The organism is Streptomyces sp. NPDC001822 (assembly GCF_042892135.1).
In the GTDB taxonomy this organism is placed as follows: domain Bacteria; phylum Actinomycetota; class Actinomycetes; order Streptomycetales; family Streptomycetaceae; genus Streptomyces.
Genome location: NZ_JBIATW010000003.1, coordinates 184,019 through 200,066, shown reverse-complemented (window position 1 = coordinate 200,066; position 16,048 = coordinate 184,019). Strand labels below are relative to the sequence as shown.

Genomic DNA, 16,048 nt, shown 5'->3' with positions numbered 1-16,048 from the left:
CTCCGGACACACCTCCGGACACACCGATGACGCCGGTCCGGGGACCGGCGTCATCATGGGGCCGCCGGGCGGCGTACCTCCCACTGCGGGCCCGGGCGTCATGGCGGGTTCCGCACGGTGCCTCAGGCGGTGAGCTGCACCTCGGAGGGAGCTGCCGCCACGCCCAGCGATCCCGCCGGGGTCAGCGTGCGCAGCTGCGCGGCGGCGACCACGAGGGCGTCGGGGACGGTCCTCGTCCCGGTGGTGACGCAGAGGGTGTAGGAGACGTCCTCGAGTGTGCGGCTGCTCTCGGAAGTACCCAGCCGTGCATGGGCGCTTCGCGCAGTCTCGTAGCGCTTGACGAGATTTCGCAGCGTTGCGGGATTGGCCATCAGCACGGCAGTTCCTTTCCACGGGGCGGCCGGGAGCCCGTGGGTCCCGCGCCGACGAAAACCGATCGCGCCGGCGGATCCGCCTGGCGTCACGGGCGGCCGTGCGAAGCCGACAGCACGCGTCCGATCCCTTGCTGACGATGGTCGCTCCCGCTCACCCATTTCGCATCCGCAATCACCGAGGGTCACACGGCCGTTCTCCCCCAAGCGTCGTGGTCCCGGGTGAGAAACAATGGGGGTGACGGGCCGGCGGCTGCCGCACGAGCCCGGGCGGAGGTCGACATGGAGTATCCGGAGAGTTACGAACTCATCTTCCAGGCGGCGGGCGCCACGGACGACGTGGTGATCGTCCACCTGACGGCACGGTCCGGCGCGGGTGGCTACCCGGTCTACGAGGACGAGACGGGCATCGTGCGCGCCGAGATCAGCGAGCGCGGTGAGGTGCGCATGCAGGCCAGCGGAGGTCACCAGGTCCTGGGGGTCCCGCTCCTCGCCCGACCGCTGAGTCACGGAGCGGCGGGACGCAGGACCGACTGACTCTCTCCCGCGCAGCGCGGCGGCGTGGCCGCCGGCGAGGTCAGTCCAAGAGGTACGGTCAGGAGCACTTCGCCGGGTTCGGCGATCTCTCCGACGTGGACCTGCTGATGACCGACACGAGGCTGAGCCCCGAGCACGCCCGGGCCATCGGGAGCCGGGGCACGCGAGTGGTGCGCGCATGATCGTGACCGTCACTCCCAATCCGAGCCTGGACCGCACCTACCAGCTGCCCGGACTCGTCCGCGGCGCCGTCCTGCGCGCGGCCTCGGAGCGCGTCGATCCCGGTGGCAAGGGGGTCAACGTCTCGCGTGCCGTAGCGGCGGCCGGACACCGCACGGTCGCCGTCGCGCCGCTCGGCGGGCCCGAGGGTGCGTTGCTCGCCCGGCTCCTCGGTGAACACGGCATCGAGGCCACCGGTGTGGAGATCTCCGGCAGTACCCGGGTCAACATCACCCTCGTCGAACCCGACGGCACCCTCACCAAGGTCAACGCTCCGGGACCCGAGATCACCCCGGCCGAGGCCGAGCGGCTGCTCGACGCCGTCAGGGACCGGTCGGCCGGCGCCGGCTGGATCGCCTGCTGCGGGAGCCTGCCCCGCGGACTGCCGCCGGGCTGGTACGCCGAACTGGTCGCCCGGAGCCACCGCGCCGGTGTACGGATCGCCCTCGACACCTCGGGCGCGGCGCTCTCCGCGGCCCTGGGCGAACAGCCCGACGTGGTGAAGCCCAATGCGGAGGAGCTCGCCGAGGCCGTGGGCCGCACCCTCACGACGGTCGGTGACGCGCTTGAGGCGGCACGGGAGTTGTGCGGCCGCGGGGCGCGCTCGGTGCTCGCGAGCCTCGGCGCCGCGGGCCAGTTGCTGGTGGAACCCTCAGGGGCGTTCTTCGCCGCCGCCCACGTGCCTGTCGTACGCAGCGACGTCGGCGCGGGTGACGCGTCACTCGCCGGCTTTCTCGCCGCCGGAGGTACGGGCAGGACGGCGCTCGCCGCCGCTGTGGCACACGGGGCCGCAGCCGTACAGCTGCCCGGAAGCGCCATGCCGTCCCCGGCCGACCTCGATCCCTCGGCCGTGTGCGTCAGCGCCGACATCCCCATGGACCTGGTCCTGAGGCAGCGGGCCCCGTGACAGCCCCACCACCTTGATCCCGAACGACGTCCCCGTACCCGGTCGCACGTGAGGGCCGCGGTCCCGTCGGCGCCCGGACCATGCTGTCGCTGCTCGCCCCGGCCGCCCGGATCGGGGGTGCGCCGGTGTTGTCCACCGAGGGTGAGGGCGCACCCGGGGCTGTGGAGGCGCTGGCTACCCTTCTATCGAAGGATATCGACCGGAGGAGAGAGCGTGGAGCAGACCTGGGACCCCGCGACCCCGGGGGTGATGGCCCTTCCCTCGGGCCGGCTGGTCCGCGGACGTGGGCTTCGGCGCCCCCTGCCACAGGGGCCGCCGCCGGCCTTCGCCGTACTCCTCCTCGGCGGACCTCCGCCTCCGGTCGCCTGGGAGTCGCGGTGGGTGCGCTGGCCGGACTTCCGTCTTCCTTCCGACAGGCGGGCGGCCCGCGCCGCACTGGAGGAGGCGTGGGCCCGGGCCGGGGCCGAGCGGGTGGAGGTCGCCTGCGGAGGCGGGCGGGGAAGGACCGGCACGGCGCTCGCATGCCTGGCCGTGCTGGATGGCGTACCGGCGGCGGATGCGGTCGCGTTCGTCCGCCGCGCCTATCACCCCAGGGCTGTCGAGACGCCCTGGCAGCGACGGTTCGTACTCGGCTTCGCAAGCGGCTGATGTCGTGGCGCGGAACTCACTCGACCGTGTGCGGAACCGGAACCGTGGCTCCACCGCCGGCACGTACCGCCTCGACGACGCTCTGATGGAATGACCGGCTGGCTTCCTCGGAAGGACACGGCACCGGGCTCCCGGCCAGTGTGAACCAGTCCGAGGCGCCGCTGAACTGCACGGCGACCTCTGCCTGCCCTTCGGTCCAAGTCGTGTGCACGGTCAGATCCCCGCTCACGACACCTACCTCTTCGGTGCGCACTCCGCCGGTTCCCGCGAAGACACCGAGGGTGGTCCACGATGCCCAGTTCATGACGCGTCGCCTTTCGGGACGGTGACAAGCCTGTCTAGCGGACTGCTTTCGAGTATGGCACCGGGAACCTTCACCCGCACGGGTGTGCCCGTGAGTATCCGGCCGGTGACGGGGCGATGCCCTTCAGGGGTGCATGGACGCGCCCTTGAGGATCTTGTCGACGGCGTTCCGCGGCCCGTACACGGCCAGCCCGACCAGGTCCAGTCCGCTCCGCGGGACCGCCCGGACCGCCGCCCTGTTGGCCCGGTCGTGGCCGGTCGAGAACAGGTCGGAGGTGAACACGGCCAGAGTCGCACCGCGGCTCACCGCCCTGGTGTGCGCGTGCGTGAGCAGTTCCTTGGATCCGGCGAACACGAGGACGGGCTGGCGGAACATGGGCAGGTACGGGGTGTCGTCGGCGTCGGCGTACGGCTCGCCGACCACCTCGGGGACCCGCGTGCCGAGCCCGCTCACCAGGAAGGCGGTGACGTTCAGGCGCTGCCAGGTCTCCAGGTCGTCGCGGAGCAGAACCGCGATCTTGGTGTCGAAGCGTACGGGTGCGTTGTCATCGGTCATACGGAACAGGCTGCCCGGCCGCGCGGTGAGGGTCTTGTACGAACTTTGCGTCCTGCGCGGCCGGTGGCCCTCCGTGATCGGCGCTCATGGGTGCACGTCGTAAACTGCGCTCATGGGTGCACGTCCGGACATCACCGCTTGGCGTCCGCGGGTCGAGGGAATCGACGAGGTCTTCCACGCGCACTTCGCGGATCACTCCTACCCGATGCACACCCACGACGCCTGGACGCTTCTGATCGTCGACGAGGGCGTGGTCCGCTACGACCTCGACCGTCACGAGCACGGGGCGCCCAGCTCGGTCGTGACCCTGCTGCCGCCGCACGTCCCGCACAACGGCGGCGCGGTGACTCCCGAGGGATTCCGCAAACGCGTCCTCTACCTGGACACCGGTCAGATCGACGCGGACCTCGTCGGCCGCGCGGTGGACAGGCCGGTGCTGGATGATCCAGCGCTGCGGCACCGGGTGCACCAGCTCCACCGCACGCTCGAACGGCCCGGCGACGAACTGGAGGCGCAGAGCAGGCTCGCTCTCGTCCGCGAACGTCTCGCCGGACATCTGCGCGACGAACTCGGCGTACGCCGCAGGGAGGCCGACCGCAGGGTCGCCCACGAGCTGCGCGACCTGCTCGACCAGCACTTCGTGGAGGGACTCACCCTCCGCGAGGCGGCCGAGCGCCTGCACTGTCATCACGCCCATCTCGTACGGACGTTCAGCCGCGAGTTCGGCATGGCACCGCATCAGTACCTGACGGGTCGCCGTGTGGACCTGTCCCGGCGGCTGCTGCTCGGGGGCATGCGCGCACCGGACGTGGCGGCCGCGGCGGGGTTCTACGACCAGTCGCACTTCTCCCGGCACTTCAAGCGAGTGGTGGGCACGAGTCCGGGACACTACGCGCGCACGGGAGCCGGCGGCCTCTAGCGCCGCAGCAGTGAACCCCGGACGAAGGCCGCCTGCCCGGCGTGCTGCAGGTCGTCGGAGATGACGCTGACCAGTCGCACACCGAGGGTGACGGGCGGCGACCACGCGTCGTCCACGACCCGGTCCAGAGCATGACCGTCCAGATCCCGCACGAATCCCATGGTCCGCTCGTGCACGGCGTCGAAGTACGCCAGGAGCAGATCGCCCGACGTCACCCGCACCGAGGCGACCTGGGCACTGGTGTGGCCGTAGCCGGTCGATCCCCTTTCCAGGGGCAGATTGAAGCGGGGGCCCCAGTCCTGGAACCAGAGTTGTTCCGACCCCGCCGCGTCGGCGATGTGGTCGTCCTGCACCCGTGTGAGGTGCCAGACGAGCCATGCGATCGAGTTCGCGTCCTTGTCGAGCCTGGCGTTGAGGTCCTCGGGTGGAAGTCCCTCGACGACGGCGTGCACCGTTTCGTGGATGCGTTCGAACGCATCGGCGAGAAGCCCTGCACTGTTCATCCAGCCACCATGACCGGTCCGTGCGCGGCGGCCGGAGTGCGACACGCGGCCGGCCGGGGTGGCGGGCCGCACGTGCGGCGGACGGATCAGGCGTGCACCGTGTGGAGCCACTTCGTCAGGAACGCGTTGACCTCAGCGACGCGCTCCTGCTGGATCCAGTGTCCGGCCCCTTCGATGATGTGGGAGGAGACCAGGCCGGGGAGCGTGGTCGGGTAGGCGGCGATGGCGTCGGCCATCCAGGTCGTGGAGGAGTCGAGACCGCCGCCGATGAAGAGCGCGGGACTCGTGAGCCGGGCCCCCGCCCAGACCGACAGGTCCTCCCAGTCCCGGTCCACGTTGCGGTAGCGGTTGAGAGCGCCGGTGAGGCCGGTCCTGCCGAAGTCGGCGCTGTACACGTCCAGGTCCTCCTCGCTCAGCCAGGCGGGCAGGGCACCGCCGGTGAAGCGGTCGCGCATCGCCGCACCGGCGGGCACGAAGAAGGGGCTCGGGGCGCCGGGCGGCGGCATCGTGTCGCCGGACAGCGAGGTGTAGAAACCGGCGAGCCATCCTCGTACGTCGGGGGCGATCTCCGCCTCGACGCGGCCCGGTTCCTGGAAGTAGCCGACGTAGAACTCCTCGTCGCCGCCGATGCGTGCGAACCCGTCGGTGGGCCTGACCGGGTTCCAGGGCGCGTAGGGAACGCTGAGCATGGCCACCGAGGTGAACATGTCGGGGCGCAGCAGCGCACTGTGGGCCGCGATGGGCGAGCCCCAGTCGTGGCCGACCACCGTCGCCGTCTCCTCCCCGAGTGCGTGGACGACGCCGACGTTGTCGGCGACGTGGGCCGTCATCCGGTAGGCCTCCACCGGGTCGGGGACCGAGGAACGCCCGTAGCCGCGCACGTCGAGGGCGACCGCCCGGAAGCCCGCCGCGGCGACGGCCGGAAGCTGGTGGCGCCAGGAGTACGACGTCTCGGGGAAGCCGTGGATCATGAGCACGAGGGGGCCGCTTCCCTGTTCCAGGAGGTGGATGCGGCCGCCGGGCACGTCCACCAGGCGGTGGACCGCCCCGGGGACGGTGGTGGAGGGCTCGGCTGCGAAGGCGGGCTGCTGCATGGTTCTCCTCGTGGTCCAGGGCACGTCGGCCTCGCCATCATTCGACGGGCGGCGCGTCCCGGACAAGGCAACTTGCCGTTACGGCAAACCGGACCGGTCAGCAGTGCGGAGAGAGACGGCGGACACGGTGGTGCCCGGCCCGGATACCTCCCGGGCCGGGCACCACAGGTCTCAGCCCGCGGCCGGGTCCGGCACGAGACCGTCGGCGGCGAGACCCTTCAGGACGGCCTCGCCCAGGGCCTGTACGGCGGACATCGGGCGGACCATCACCGTGAACTCCTTGATCCGGCCGTCCTCGGCGAACTGGAGCAGGTCGATGCCGTGAACGGCCTTGCCGTTCACCGACGCCCTGAACATCAGGATCTCCGAGGGTTCCTCGGAGTCCTCGGCGCTGGTCAGCGCCTCGCCCTCGAAGTGCCCGATGTAGCGGAAGTCCTCGAAGGTGCGCAGGAGCACACCGAAGAGGCCGAGCACCATCGGTCGGCCCTCGAACGGGGTGAACTTCACCGGGCTGAAGAGGCGGACGTCCTCGGTGAACAGCTCCTCCAGGGCCGCCGGATCGTGCTTCTCGACGGCGGCCCTGAACCGTTCGGCGGTTTCGGCGCTCATGGTCATCACTCCCCGGCTCTGCCGGCCGACGGTACGGCCGTGCGTTCCGGTGAGTGTGCCGCAGGGCCTCCCGTCCGGCGCACGGGGGGTCAGGCGGGTGAGTCGGTGTAGGTGACGGTGACCTTCTCGAATCCGAGCGAGCCGAGCAGGCCCTGGAGCATGGACGTGGTGTTCTTCTCCGCCCGCTTCGTGAGGCCGCTCTCCTCGGCGGCCTCCCCGATGTGCTTGGCCGCGAGCTTGTTGACCGCCTGCTCGCTGCCCGGGTTGTCGGAGAAGAAGTCGCCCAGCCGGTCGAGGATGCCGCGCTGCTTGGATACGGCGTAGGAGCGGTCCGGATCCAGGGCGGGCTTGCCCAGGACCGCGTGGGGCAGCCGGAGTTCGGCCGTGGTGCGTTCCTCGTTGACCGTCACGCCGTTCTCACCGACCTTGCCGAGATCGACGGACGCTCCGACGGTGCCCGCGCCGACGTACAAGGTGCGCGTGCCGCGGATGGCGTCGGGCAGGTACTTGGCGTCCTTCTCCAGGTCGACGACCACCTGGAAGTTGCCGGATGCTGCCTCGTACGCGCTCATGTCCTGGATGGACTTGAGCACCGCGGGACCCGACCTGTCGTTGGTCTTCTCGCCGAAGAGGTCACCGAATCCCGGCAGCAGGCTGAGCTTGCTGCCCAGGAGCAGCAGGACCAGCGCCGCGGCGACCACCCCTGCGAACGGCAGGCACCCACGCGTCCGCGCGCGGCGCCGGGGCGAACTGCCCTGGCCGGGATCGCCTGTGCTGTCTGTCCTTACGTCAGTGGACGTCATTCCTTACATGTGACCCGGTCCGGCGTTTTCACTCCGCCGAACGGTCACGACTACGTCAATTCCTGTACGGGCACGGGCCTTCGGGATCGGCCGGCCCTCCGGCGCCCTGCCTCTTGAGGCGTGCGGCGGCCTCCTCGGGCACTTGGCACGTCATGTCGGTTGTCGGCGTATTCGAGCGTCAGCGCCTGTCGGCTTCGGCCCGTCCACGGGGCCTCGGTGACCAGGTTCTTCGTACGCCTCCCGATGGCGTGCGCTGCACCTCCTCGCGACTCGGCGACATGGGGGTGTGCGGGGTCGAGCACAGGCCTTGAACCAGTGGGAGCGCTCCCAGCATGAGGACGGGGAAGAGGGGAGTCAAGAGACGTGAGGAGCCGAGTTACTCGACGGCAATGGATCGGAACTGGCATGTTGACCGACACGACTTGACGCTCTACCGTCAAGCCACACCAGTGGGAGCGGTTCCACGGACGTTCGTGCCGTAAGGGCGCGGTCGTTCCGCCAAGAGTCGTTCACCGACACCCACGGCACCTCCCGCACCTGTTCGAACCGCGTTTCGCAGCAGCGCCCGGCACGCCGGCACGGCCGGCAACAGCGTCGCACCCATGGCCGCCACTTCCGGGCGTCGTCCCCGCACACACGGTGGAGTACGGCACCGCGAGTCCGTGGGACGGCAGGTTTCGACAGCACTTCGCGTACCACCGATCCGGCGAGTCCGCCCGTTGTACGCCGACGGACCGCCGCCGCATCGGCGGCTGTCTCAGCACAGAAGCACCTGGCCGGCCCGCTTCCCCCCGCACGAGGAGAACCGACTGGTAACGCCCCCCACAGATCTGCGCGCACGACGAAACCCAGCATCGCCATCCGGTCATCCACACGGCCGAAGCCCGTCCGAGCACGGCCGCCGGGCACCTGCGCTCGCCCCGGTCGACGCCGAAGCCATCTCCGCACGCGCCGAGTTCGACCGGACGGACCGGCACCGGAGCGCCGCCCACGAGTTCACGGCGGCTCGACGGCCACAACGCATCACCGCGCCACGCGACCACCGGACGGCACCGGAGCACCTGGGACGCTCCGCACCGTCCCCGATCAGCGACTACGACGGTAACCCCACCCCGTACGGAATCGGGCTGCGCGGACGTTCGCGCGCCCTCGACAGCTGAGGAAACGGAACTCGTATGAGCCGCACGAGCCGCACCAACCTGCGCCGGTCCAGAATGGCGCTCACAGCGGCGGGAACCCTCGTCGCCGCAGCCGCAGGCTCCGCCGTCGCGGCGGCCCCCTTCGGATACGCGGCCGCCGCCGCGGCCGGCTGCACGGTCGACTACAAGATCCAGAACCAGTGGAACGGCGGCCTCACCGCTGCGGTCAGTGTGACCAACAACGGTGCAGCGGTTACCAGTTGGCAACTGGAGTGGTCGTTCGCCGGCAGCGAGAGTGTCAGCCAGGGCTGGAACGCCACGATCACGCAGACCGGCGCCGCCGTCACCGCGAAGAGCCTCTCCTACAACGGCACGCTCGCCACCGGCGGCTCCGCCTCCTTCGGCTTCAACGCGACGGGCAAGGGCAACAGCACCGTGCCGACGGCCTTCAAGCTGAACGGCGTGACCTGCAACGGCGGGACGACGGACCCGACCGATCCGACCGACCCCACGGACCCGCCCACCGACCCGCCCGCGGGCAGCCGCGTCAACAATCCGTACGAGGGTGCCAAGGTCTACGTGAACCCGGAGTGGTCGGCGAAGGCGGCCGCCGAACCCGGGGGCAGCCGGGTGGCCGGCCAGCCGACCGGCGTCTGGCTCGACCGCACCGCCGCCATCGAGGGCGCCAACGGTGGAATGGGCCTGCGCGACCACCTCGACGCGGCCCTGGCCCAGAAGGGTTCCGGGGAGCTCGTCGTCCAGCTCGTCATCTACAACCTGCCCGGACGGGACTGCGCGGCACTCGCGTCCAACGGCGAACTCGGCCCCACGGAGATCGGCCGCTACAAGAGCGAGTACATCGACCCCATCGCGGCGATCCTGGCCGACTCGAAGTACGCCGGCCTGCGCATCGTCACCACGGTGGAGATCGACTCGCTGCCCAACCTGGTCACCAACACCGGCAGCCGCCCGACCGCCACCCCGGCCTGTGACGTCATGAAGGCCAACGGCAACTACGAGAAGGGCGTCGGCTACGCGCTGAACAAGCTGGGCGACGCGCCCAACGTCTACAACTACATCGACGCGGGGCACCACGGCTGGATCGGCTGGGACGACAACTTCGGCCCGTCGGCCGACACCTTCAAGATCGCGGCCACGTCGGAGGGCGCGACCGTCAACGACGTGCACGGATTCATCGTCAACACCGCCAACTACGGAGCCACCAGGGAAACCAACTTCTCCATCGACGACTCGGTCAACGGCACGTCCGTGCGCCAGTCGAAGTGGATCGACTGGAACCGCTACACGGACGAGCAGTCCTTCGCGCAGGCATTCCGCACCAAGCTCGTCTCCGTCGGCTTCGACTCCGGCATCGGCATGCTGATCGACACCTCGCGCAACGGCTGGGGCGGCGCGAACCGGCCGACCGGGCCGGGTGCCGGCACCAGCGTCGACACCTACGTGAACGGCGGCCGGTACGACCGCCGCATCCACCTCGGGAACTGGTGCAACCAGGCCGGAGCCGGCCTCGGCGAGCGGCCGAAGGCGGCCCCGGCAGCGGGGATCGACGCGTACGTCTGGATGAAGCCCCCGGGGGAGTCGGACGGGTCGAGCAAGGAGATCCCGAACGACGAGGGCAAGGGCTTCGACCGAATGTGCGACCCGACCTACACGGGCAACGCCCGCAACGGGAACAACCTGTCAGGGGCCCTGCCCGACGCGCCGGTCTCCGGCAAGTGGTTCTCGGCCCAGTTCCAGGAGCTCATGAAGAACGCCTACCCGGCGCTCTAGGCTCTGCTGTCCGGATCAGGCCCGGCCGGCCTGATCCGGACAGGATTCTCTACGCCCCACGTCCGCGAGGTCCGGGCGCTCCCCCGCCCGGGTTCTCCCGACGACCGCGCCATCTGTCGAACAGAGCGCGTCCGCGGGCCGTCGGCGCGGGCGCGCTCCGGCGTGCGGCCGACCCGGCCCCGGACTTAGCCACACCACCACCAGACTTCGCCGCACCACCGGACTTGGCCGCGCCACTCGACTTCTTCCGCGTGCCCGCCGGCCCGGTCTTGCCTCCGGTCCCGCTCCCAGCACTCCGGAGCCTGCCCATGAGCCCGGGCTTCGGCGCCCCACCGGCATCGCCGTCCCGTTTGCCGGACCGCACCGCCTTCGCCGGTGTGCGGGGCTCTGTCCTCCCCTCGTCCACCGCAACCGGTTCGTCGGCCAGCGCGTGGTAGCGGTGGCTGATGCGCCGGCCCACCACCAGGTAGCCGAGCAGCGCGCCCGTCGTATTGAGGATGACGTCGTCGATGTCGAAGGCCCGTCCGGCGACCAGGGCGCCCTGCGTGAGTTCCACGACCGCCATGACCAGCACGGTCAGCAGGGTCATCCGCAGCATCCGCAGGCGCCGGGGCACCAGGATCGGCAGGAGCACGCCGAAGGGGGTGCCGAGCAGGATGTTCCCGCCGGCCTGCTTGCACGCCCCGAGGAAGGTGTAGTCCTCGGCGTACTGCCGGATGGAGCGCCCCGGCTTCATGTTGGACGTCACGATGTCCTCGGAGGCCGGTGACGGTGTCAGTGTCACCTTGGCCAGGACGACGGAGAACGCCACCAGTGCCAGGAATGCGGCAGCCAGTACTGCTGCGCGCAGCAGAAGGCGTCCCACGCTTCTGCGTCGTGTACTACGATCCGCCTCTGCTGTCATGGCGGAACTGATGCCCCCAACCCTGTTCCGCACACCCACGGTTCGGATGCGACCATGAGCGCATGAGCGCACAGGACAAGGACGAGCGGATCGCGGAGGCCGTGAGGCTGCGTGAGCAGGGCCATCCGGAGCAGGCGAGGGAAATCCTCCTCGCCCTCACGGCCGAATTCCCGGACTGCGCGGGCATCGCCTATCAGACCGCCTGGGTCCACGATGTGCTCGGTCTCGAAGCGGAGGCGGTTCCTTACTACGAGCGCTGTCTGCAGGGTGACGGCCTCGGTGAGGACGACCGCCGGGGCGCCCTGGTCGGGCTCGGCAGCACTTATCGCGTGCTGGGCCGGTTCGGACAGGCCGTCGAGACGTTGCGGCGCGGGGTGGACGAGTTCCCGGACGACGGAGCGCTGCGGACCTTCCTGGCCATGGCACTGTTCAACACGGGCGAGCACCACGAGGCCATGCAGATCCTGCTGCGCCTGGTCGCGTCGACGAGCGACAGCGACCGCGTGCGGCGCTACCGGCCCGCCATCGAGTACTACGCCGCGGACCTCACGCACACGATGTGACGCACCCCGCGCCACATGGGCCGGAGCACGTGGAAGCCCCGGCCGGATCGGGGGAATCCAGCCGGGGCGGCTTGTGAGTGTTCGCGGGACGGTCGCCGGTCGAGCCGGGTTCCGTCACTCACGCCCACGTATAGATGAACGATAAACCACCAGTGCGCGTTCCCGTGAATCCGCATGTCCTCATGTGATCCACACCACGGTCGACGCAGGCCGGAGACCCGCGCCGACCGAGGGGAAGCGGGGTCCCGCCGTCGGTCAGCGGTGCTCGCGGAACAGGACGTGGCGCCCGGCCGACGGGTCGAACTTGCGCAGCTCCAGCCGGTCCGGGTCGTTGCGCCGGTTCTTGCGGGTGACATAGGTGTGGCCGGTTCCGGCCGTCGAACGGAGCTGGACGACGGGCCTGGTCTCACTGCGTGCCATGGGACCTCCAGACGGGGGTGCCGACCCCAGTCCCGCATGGGAATGGGTGTCGTTTTCCTTACGGACCTCTCAACGCGACGGGAGGCGTCTCCATTCCCGCCACCCGCGCCCCCGCCCAGCCTCCGGAGCCGCTCTGCGAACGAATGCTCGACACACACGCGCACGCCCCTTGGAACACACCGTCGAACCGGATTGCGGTCGGCACCCCCCGAGGCTTGATCCACACCGTCGCACAACACCGCATCGCCCCTGTTCGGGCACCGGTGAGCTGCGTGGGGGTCGCATGCGCGGGCGCACGCCGGGTTGATCGCGCCGCTCGACTTGCGTCAACTACCCGCCAGGAGCAAAGGTGTTCGGCGGACCTCAGCCTCACCCCGCCGATGGCATATGCCAGAAGCAACAACCCATCGAGTGTTGCCAAACCCCTTACGGGCTCCCCCGCCCTGTGCAACAGTCGTGTTCGGTCCACCCCCACGAACCGGCCGCACCGCCTGTATCGGAGTACCAGATGCCGTCCCATCTGTTCGCGGACCGCCCCGCCCCACAGCCGCCCGAGCGGGATGCCGTCGACGCCCTCATCAACCGGGCCCTGCTGTTGCGCGGAGACGTGGACGCCGTGCGCCGGGACACCTCCGTGGTCGACGACGACGATCCGCGTTCGCGCTGGCAGAGGGCGCTCTGCGAACTCGCGGTCCACCAGCTCGACGATCTGGGCGAGCACCTGGGGCAGCTGCGCGACGGAATCCCCCGTCCGACGGACGCCGAGACCGCGGAGGACTCGTACCGGGGATCCACGGCCGGTCCCCTCGCGGGCTCGCTGCTGAGCCGGGTGGGCAGCGCCGAGTGGAACCTGCTGACGGACGAGGTCAGCTGGTCCGACGAGCTGTACACGATCTTCGGCAGGGATCCCGGCAAGGGCGCTCTGTCTCTGGACGAACTTCCCTCCGTGCTCCTCGCGGAGGACCAGCCCCTGCTCACGTCCATGGTCACGGCCTGCCTCGTGGACGGCAGACCGATGGACGGCGAATTCCGCATCCTGCTGCCCGACGGCGGCATGCGCACCCTGCACATGATGGGCGAGCCCGTCCTCGACACCGACGGCTGTACCGCTTCCATGTGGGCGGTCCTGCGCGACGTCAGCCGGCTGCGCCGCAGCCGGCACACCGTGGACAGGACGCAGGAGACGCTGCAGCGCCGCGAACAGCGCGCTCGGGCCGAACACCGGATGGCAGTGGAACTCCAGGAGGCCGTACTGCCTCCCTGGCGCGGCTCCCTGCCGATATCCGGCCGGGGGGCGGGAGGGCTGGACCTCGCCGCGCGCTACCTCCCGTCCGGCGCGAGCGACCTCATCGGCGGCGACTGGTACGACGCCCTGCCTCTCCCCGACGGCAAGACCCTCCTCAGCGTCGGCGACCTGACCGGCCACGGCATCCCTGCCACCTCCTCGATGGCGATGCTGCTCGGTGCGCTGCGCGGCATGGCCGTCGCCGGCGTCGACCCCGGCACGTTGATGGGGCATCTGAACCAGCTGATCGACTGTTCGGCGCAGCCCGCCCTGGGCAGCGCCGTGTGCTGTCGCTTCGATCCGGTGACCGGCACGCTCTCCTGGGCGCAGGCGGGGCACCCCGCGCCGCTGCTGTTCCGCAACGGAGTGGGGCGACCTCTGCCCGCGCCGGACGGGGTGCTGCTCGGTGCTGCGAGCGGGGTCACCTACGAGCAGGACCAGGTGGCCCTGCTGCCGGGCGACGTGCTCGTCCTGCACACCGACGGACTGACACGGCACGATGACCGGAGTGCGGGTCCGGACACCCTGGTGGGCCTGGCACCACGCCTCGCCCACGCGCGCACGGCACAGGAGTGCGTGCGGATCGTCGTCGAAGCACTCGCATCGGATGAACGGCTCGACGACGCATGCGTGTTGGTCGCCCGTGTGACGGAGTGAGGACAGACCTCGCTCATGGTGTGCCCACGAGGGATCTCCGGAGCCGCGGACCTGCGCCGTCCCGGGCGTTGACGCCCTTCGCCAACCGGCGGCCGCGGTGTGTCAGATCTGCGACCCTCTCGTCTTCTTCTTGACCGGACTCGGCGGCAGAGCGCGCTCGATCTCCTCGCGCAGGTCCTCGATCTTGGCGTAACCCGCGAACTGCCCGGTGAGCCGGTACATTTCCCGCAGCCGGTCCCAGGTGCGGTGCGAGGAGGTCTCCCCCATCGACACCAGGGCCAGGCGTGCGTAGCGGTCGGCCTGCTCCGGATCGTCGCCGATGAAGCACGCCGACGCGAGCGAGATGTAGTCGAAGATCTTGGAGCGCTGGCGACCGTTTATCCGGAGCTCCAGCGCCTGCTTGGCGTGGCGCTGGGCCGTGCCGGCCGCACGCGGATCGTGCTCGGCCAGCGTCCGGAAGGCCAGGGCCTGCATCCCGTGCATGTCCGCCTCGTCGAACAGCTGCATCCAACTGGGCGCCGGCACATCGCGCTTGTCGGACACGAAGAGCTCCTCGGCCTCGCCGAGGGTGCGCCGCATGGCCTGTCCATGGCCCATCGACGCCTGCGCCCAGGCCTCGATGGTGTGCAGCATGGCCCGGGTACGCGGCAGAGTCTCCTCCCCGGACCCCGACTTGGCCAGCTTCATGAGGTCGAGGGCGTCGTCGGGCCGTCCCAGGTGAACCATCTGGCGGGCCGCGCGCGACAGCGCTTCCCCGGCGCGCGGACGGTCGCCGCCCTCGCGCGCCGCGTGGGCGGCGATGATGAAGTACTTCTGGGCGGTGGGCTCCAGACCGACGTCGTGGGACATCCAGCCGGCGAGCACCGCGAGGTTGGCGGCGACGCCCCACAGGCGGCGCTGCAGATGGTCGGGGTGACGGTAGGCGAGCATGCCGCCCACCTCGTTGAGCTGGCCCACCACGGCCTTGCGCTGCAGTCCGCCGCCCCGGGAGGCGTCCCAGGCCCGGAACACCTCGACCGAGCGCTCGAGGGCCTCGATCTCCTCGGACCCGATGGGGGCGGCCTCGTACCGGTCGAAGCCGGCGTTGTCCGCGTGGAGGGTGTCGCCGGGGCGGGTCCGGGCCGCCGGGGCGGGCTCGGAGTGCAGCCAGTCGTGCATGGCGCCGGTGAGTGCTGAGCCAGCGGCGAGCGCGGCGCCCGCGCCCACCAAGCCGCGTCGGTTGAGCATGAGGTCCATTCCCGTGAATTCGGTGAGGACCGCTGCCGTCCGTTCGGGCGCCCACGGCAATCCGTCGGGATTGTTCTCCGTCCCGGCTTTCTGCCGCTTTCCCACACGCCCGCGCCGGCCGAACCCGAGGTCCTCGATGGTCACGACACGGCCGAGCCGCTCGGTGAACAGGGCTGCCAGCACTTCGGGCACGGGATCGCGGGGGGACTCCCCCATGTCGATCCAGCGCCGCACCCGCGAGGTGTCGGTGGCCAGTTGGAGGTGGCCCATGGCCGCCGCCTGCCTGTTCACCATTCTCGCGAGTTCGCCCTTGGACCAGCCGGCCAGGCCGAACAGGTCAGATAGGCGGGTGTTGGGTTCTCCGGTCACGTCAAGCCCCCAGGTTCTCGGCTGACTTGACCCTAGCCCCCCGGCGGATGCCGGGTGAATATTCGCCAGGCTTCGCCAGGGGTCGCCAGATGTTGTGCCACCCACGCCGCGGTGTCAGGTAGGAAAGCGCCACCCCGCCCGGCAGCCCTAGGTACTCCCCAGGGTGCCGAACGGCCGCCGGCCGGGGCGGCGCACGTGACTTGTCGGCGCACGAAGGGATCTGT

General features: G+C 70.4%; 17 protein-coding genes and 1 pseudogene. 8 read left to right on the top strand and 10 right to left on the bottom strand.

The window, feature by feature from the left end:
• Window positions 1-122: 122 nt before the first annotated feature.
• Complete coding sequence (locus ACFYY2_RS08910; protein WP_388739068.1) at window positions 123-377, bottom strand: DUF5133 domain-containing protein; 255 nt, start codon at window positions 375-377, stop codon at window positions 123-125.
• Window positions 378-653: 276 nt separating this feature from the next.
• Here ACFYY2_RS08910 and ACFYY2_RS08905 point away from each other — a divergent pair, with 276 nt between their 5' ends.
• The 4 genes and pseudogenes from ACFYY2_RS08905 (at window position 654) to ACFYY2_RS08890 (ending at window position 2,682) form a co-directional block, all read left to right on the top strand.
• A complete protein-coding gene (locus ACFYY2_RS08905) occupies window positions 654-908 on the top strand; it encodes a DUF6296 family protein (protein WP_388739066.1) in 255 nt (84 codons plus the stop codon).
• 11 nt (window positions 909-919) lie between these two features.
• Window positions 920-1,090: pseudogene (locus ACFYY2_RS08900) on the top strand (D-beta-D-heptose 1-phosphate adenosyltransferase); the annotation flags it as partial.
• Window positions 1,087-2,034 (top strand): 1-phosphofructokinase, encoded by a 948-nt coding sequence (gene pfkB / locus ACFYY2_RS08895; RefSeq protein WP_388739063.1) that lies wholly within the window; start codon window positions 1,087-1,089, stop codon window positions 2,032-2,034. The pseudogene ACFYY2_RS08900 and the gene pfkB, both read left to right, overlap by 4 nt.
• A 249-nt stretch (window positions 2,035-2,283) precedes the next feature.
• Window positions 2,284-2,682 (top strand): protein phosphatase, encoded by a 399-nt coding sequence (locus ACFYY2_RS08890; RefSeq protein WP_388740030.1) that lies wholly within the window; start codon window positions 2,284-2,286, stop codon window positions 2,680-2,682.
• Between the two features lie 16 nt (window positions 2,683-2,698).
• Here ACFYY2_RS08890 and ACFYY2_RS08885 read toward each other — a convergent pair whose 3' ends face one another.
• Both ACFYY2_RS08885 and ACFYY2_RS08880 read right to left on the bottom strand, forming a co-directional pair.
• A complete protein-coding gene (locus ACFYY2_RS08885; protein ID WP_327121704.1) occupies window positions 2,699-2,986 on the bottom strand; it encodes a hypothetical protein in 288 nt (95 codons plus the stop codon).
• A 123-nt stretch (window positions 2,987-3,109) separates the two neighbouring features.
• Window positions 3,110-3,541, bottom strand: coding sequence for a DUF2000 family protein (locus tag ACFYY2_RS08880; protein ID WP_388739059.1), 432 nt, complete (start codon window positions 3,539-3,541; stop codon window positions 3,110-3,112).
• 112 nt (window positions 3,542-3,653) lie between these two features.
• On the opposite strand from ACFYY2_RS08880, the gene ACFYY2_RS08875 reads away from it, so the two are divergent.
• Window positions 3,654-4,460: an AraC family transcriptional regulator gene (locus tag ACFYY2_RS08875; protein WP_388739057.1), complete on the top strand. Its 807-nt coding sequence runs from the start codon at window positions 3,654-3,656 to the stop codon at window positions 4,458-4,460.
• Here ACFYY2_RS08875 and ACFYY2_RS08870 read toward each other — a convergent pair.
• The 4 genes from ACFYY2_RS08870 to ACFYY2_RS08855 all read right to left on the bottom strand — a co-directional run bounded on the left by ACFYY2_RS08870 (window position 4,457) and on the right by ACFYY2_RS08855 (window position 7,469).
• Window positions 4,457-4,963, bottom strand: a complete 507-nt coding sequence (locus ACFYY2_RS08870) for a DUF664 domain-containing protein (RefSeq protein WP_388739054.1) — start codon at window positions 4,961-4,963, stop codon at window positions 4,457-4,459. The genes ACFYY2_RS08875 and ACFYY2_RS08870 overlap by 4 nt on opposite strands.
• Before the next feature lie 86 nt (window positions 4,964-5,049).
• Entirely contained in the window at window positions 5,050-6,057 is a 1,008-nt protein-coding gene (locus tag ACFYY2_RS08865) for an alpha/beta fold hydrolase (protein ID WP_388739051.1), read from the bottom strand.
• A 171-nt stretch (window positions 6,058-6,228) separates the two neighbouring features.
• Window positions 6,229-6,666, bottom strand: a complete 438-nt coding sequence (locus ACFYY2_RS08860; RefSeq protein ID WP_388739049.1) for a nuclear transport factor 2 family protein — start codon at window positions 6,664-6,666, stop codon at window positions 6,229-6,231.
• Window positions 6,667-6,755: 89 nt separating this feature from the next.
• Window positions 6,756-7,469: a DUF4230 domain-containing protein gene (locus ACFYY2_RS08855; RefSeq protein WP_388739047.1), complete on the bottom strand. Its 714-nt coding sequence runs from the start codon at window positions 7,467-7,469 to the stop codon at window positions 6,756-6,758.
• A gap of 1,175 nt (window positions 7,470-8,644) precedes the next feature.
• Here ACFYY2_RS08855 and ACFYY2_RS08850 point away from each other — a divergent pair.
• Complete coding sequence (locus ACFYY2_RS08850; RefSeq protein WP_388739044.1) at window positions 8,645-10,399, top strand: glycoside hydrolase family 6 protein; 1,755 nt, start codon at window positions 8,645-8,647, stop codon at window positions 10,397-10,399.
• Window positions 10,400-10,448: 49 nt separating this feature from the next.
• Here ACFYY2_RS08850 and ACFYY2_RS08845 read toward each other — a convergent pair whose 3' ends face one another.
• Window positions 10,449-11,303 carry a VanZ family protein gene (locus ACFYY2_RS08845; RefSeq protein WP_388739042.1) on the bottom strand — a complete coding sequence of 285 codons (855 nt, stop codon included), beginning with the start codon at window positions 11,301-11,303 and terminating at the stop codon, window positions 10,449-10,451.
• A 62-nt stretch (window positions 11,304-11,365) separates the two neighbouring features.
• On the opposite strand from ACFYY2_RS08845, the gene ACFYY2_RS08840 reads away from it, so the two are divergent.
• Complete coding sequence (locus ACFYY2_RS08840) at window positions 11,366-11,866, top strand: tetratricopeptide repeat protein (RefSeq protein WP_388739039.1); 501 nt, start codon at window positions 11,366-11,368, stop codon at window positions 11,864-11,866.
• A 255-nt stretch (window positions 11,867-12,121) separates the two neighbouring features.
• Here ACFYY2_RS08840 and rpmG read toward each other — a convergent pair whose 3' ends face one another.
• Window positions 12,122-12,286 carry a 50S ribosomal protein L33 gene (rpmG, locus tag ACFYY2_RS08835; protein ID WP_388739036.1) on the bottom strand — a complete coding sequence of 55 codons (165 nt, stop codon included), beginning with the start codon at window positions 12,284-12,286 and terminating at the stop codon, window positions 12,122-12,124.
• A gap of 508 nt (window positions 12,287-12,794) precedes the next feature.
• On the opposite strand from rpmG, the gene ACFYY2_RS08830 reads away from it, so the two are divergent.
• On the top strand, window positions 12,795-14,228 hold the full coding sequence (locus tag ACFYY2_RS08830; RefSeq protein WP_388739034.1) for a PP2C family protein-serine/threonine phosphatase: 1,434 nt from the start codon (window positions 12,795-12,797) through the stop codon (window positions 14,226-14,228).
• Between the two features lie 102 nt (window positions 14,229-14,330).
• On the opposite strand, the gene ACFYY2_RS08825 is transcribed toward ACFYY2_RS08830, so the two are convergent.
• Window positions 14,331-15,824 (bottom strand): hypothetical protein, encoded by a 1,494-nt coding sequence (locus ACFYY2_RS08825; protein ID WP_388739030.1) that lies wholly within the window; start codon window positions 15,822-15,824, stop codon window positions 14,331-14,333.
• Window positions 15,825-16,048 lie beyond the last annotated feature (224 nt).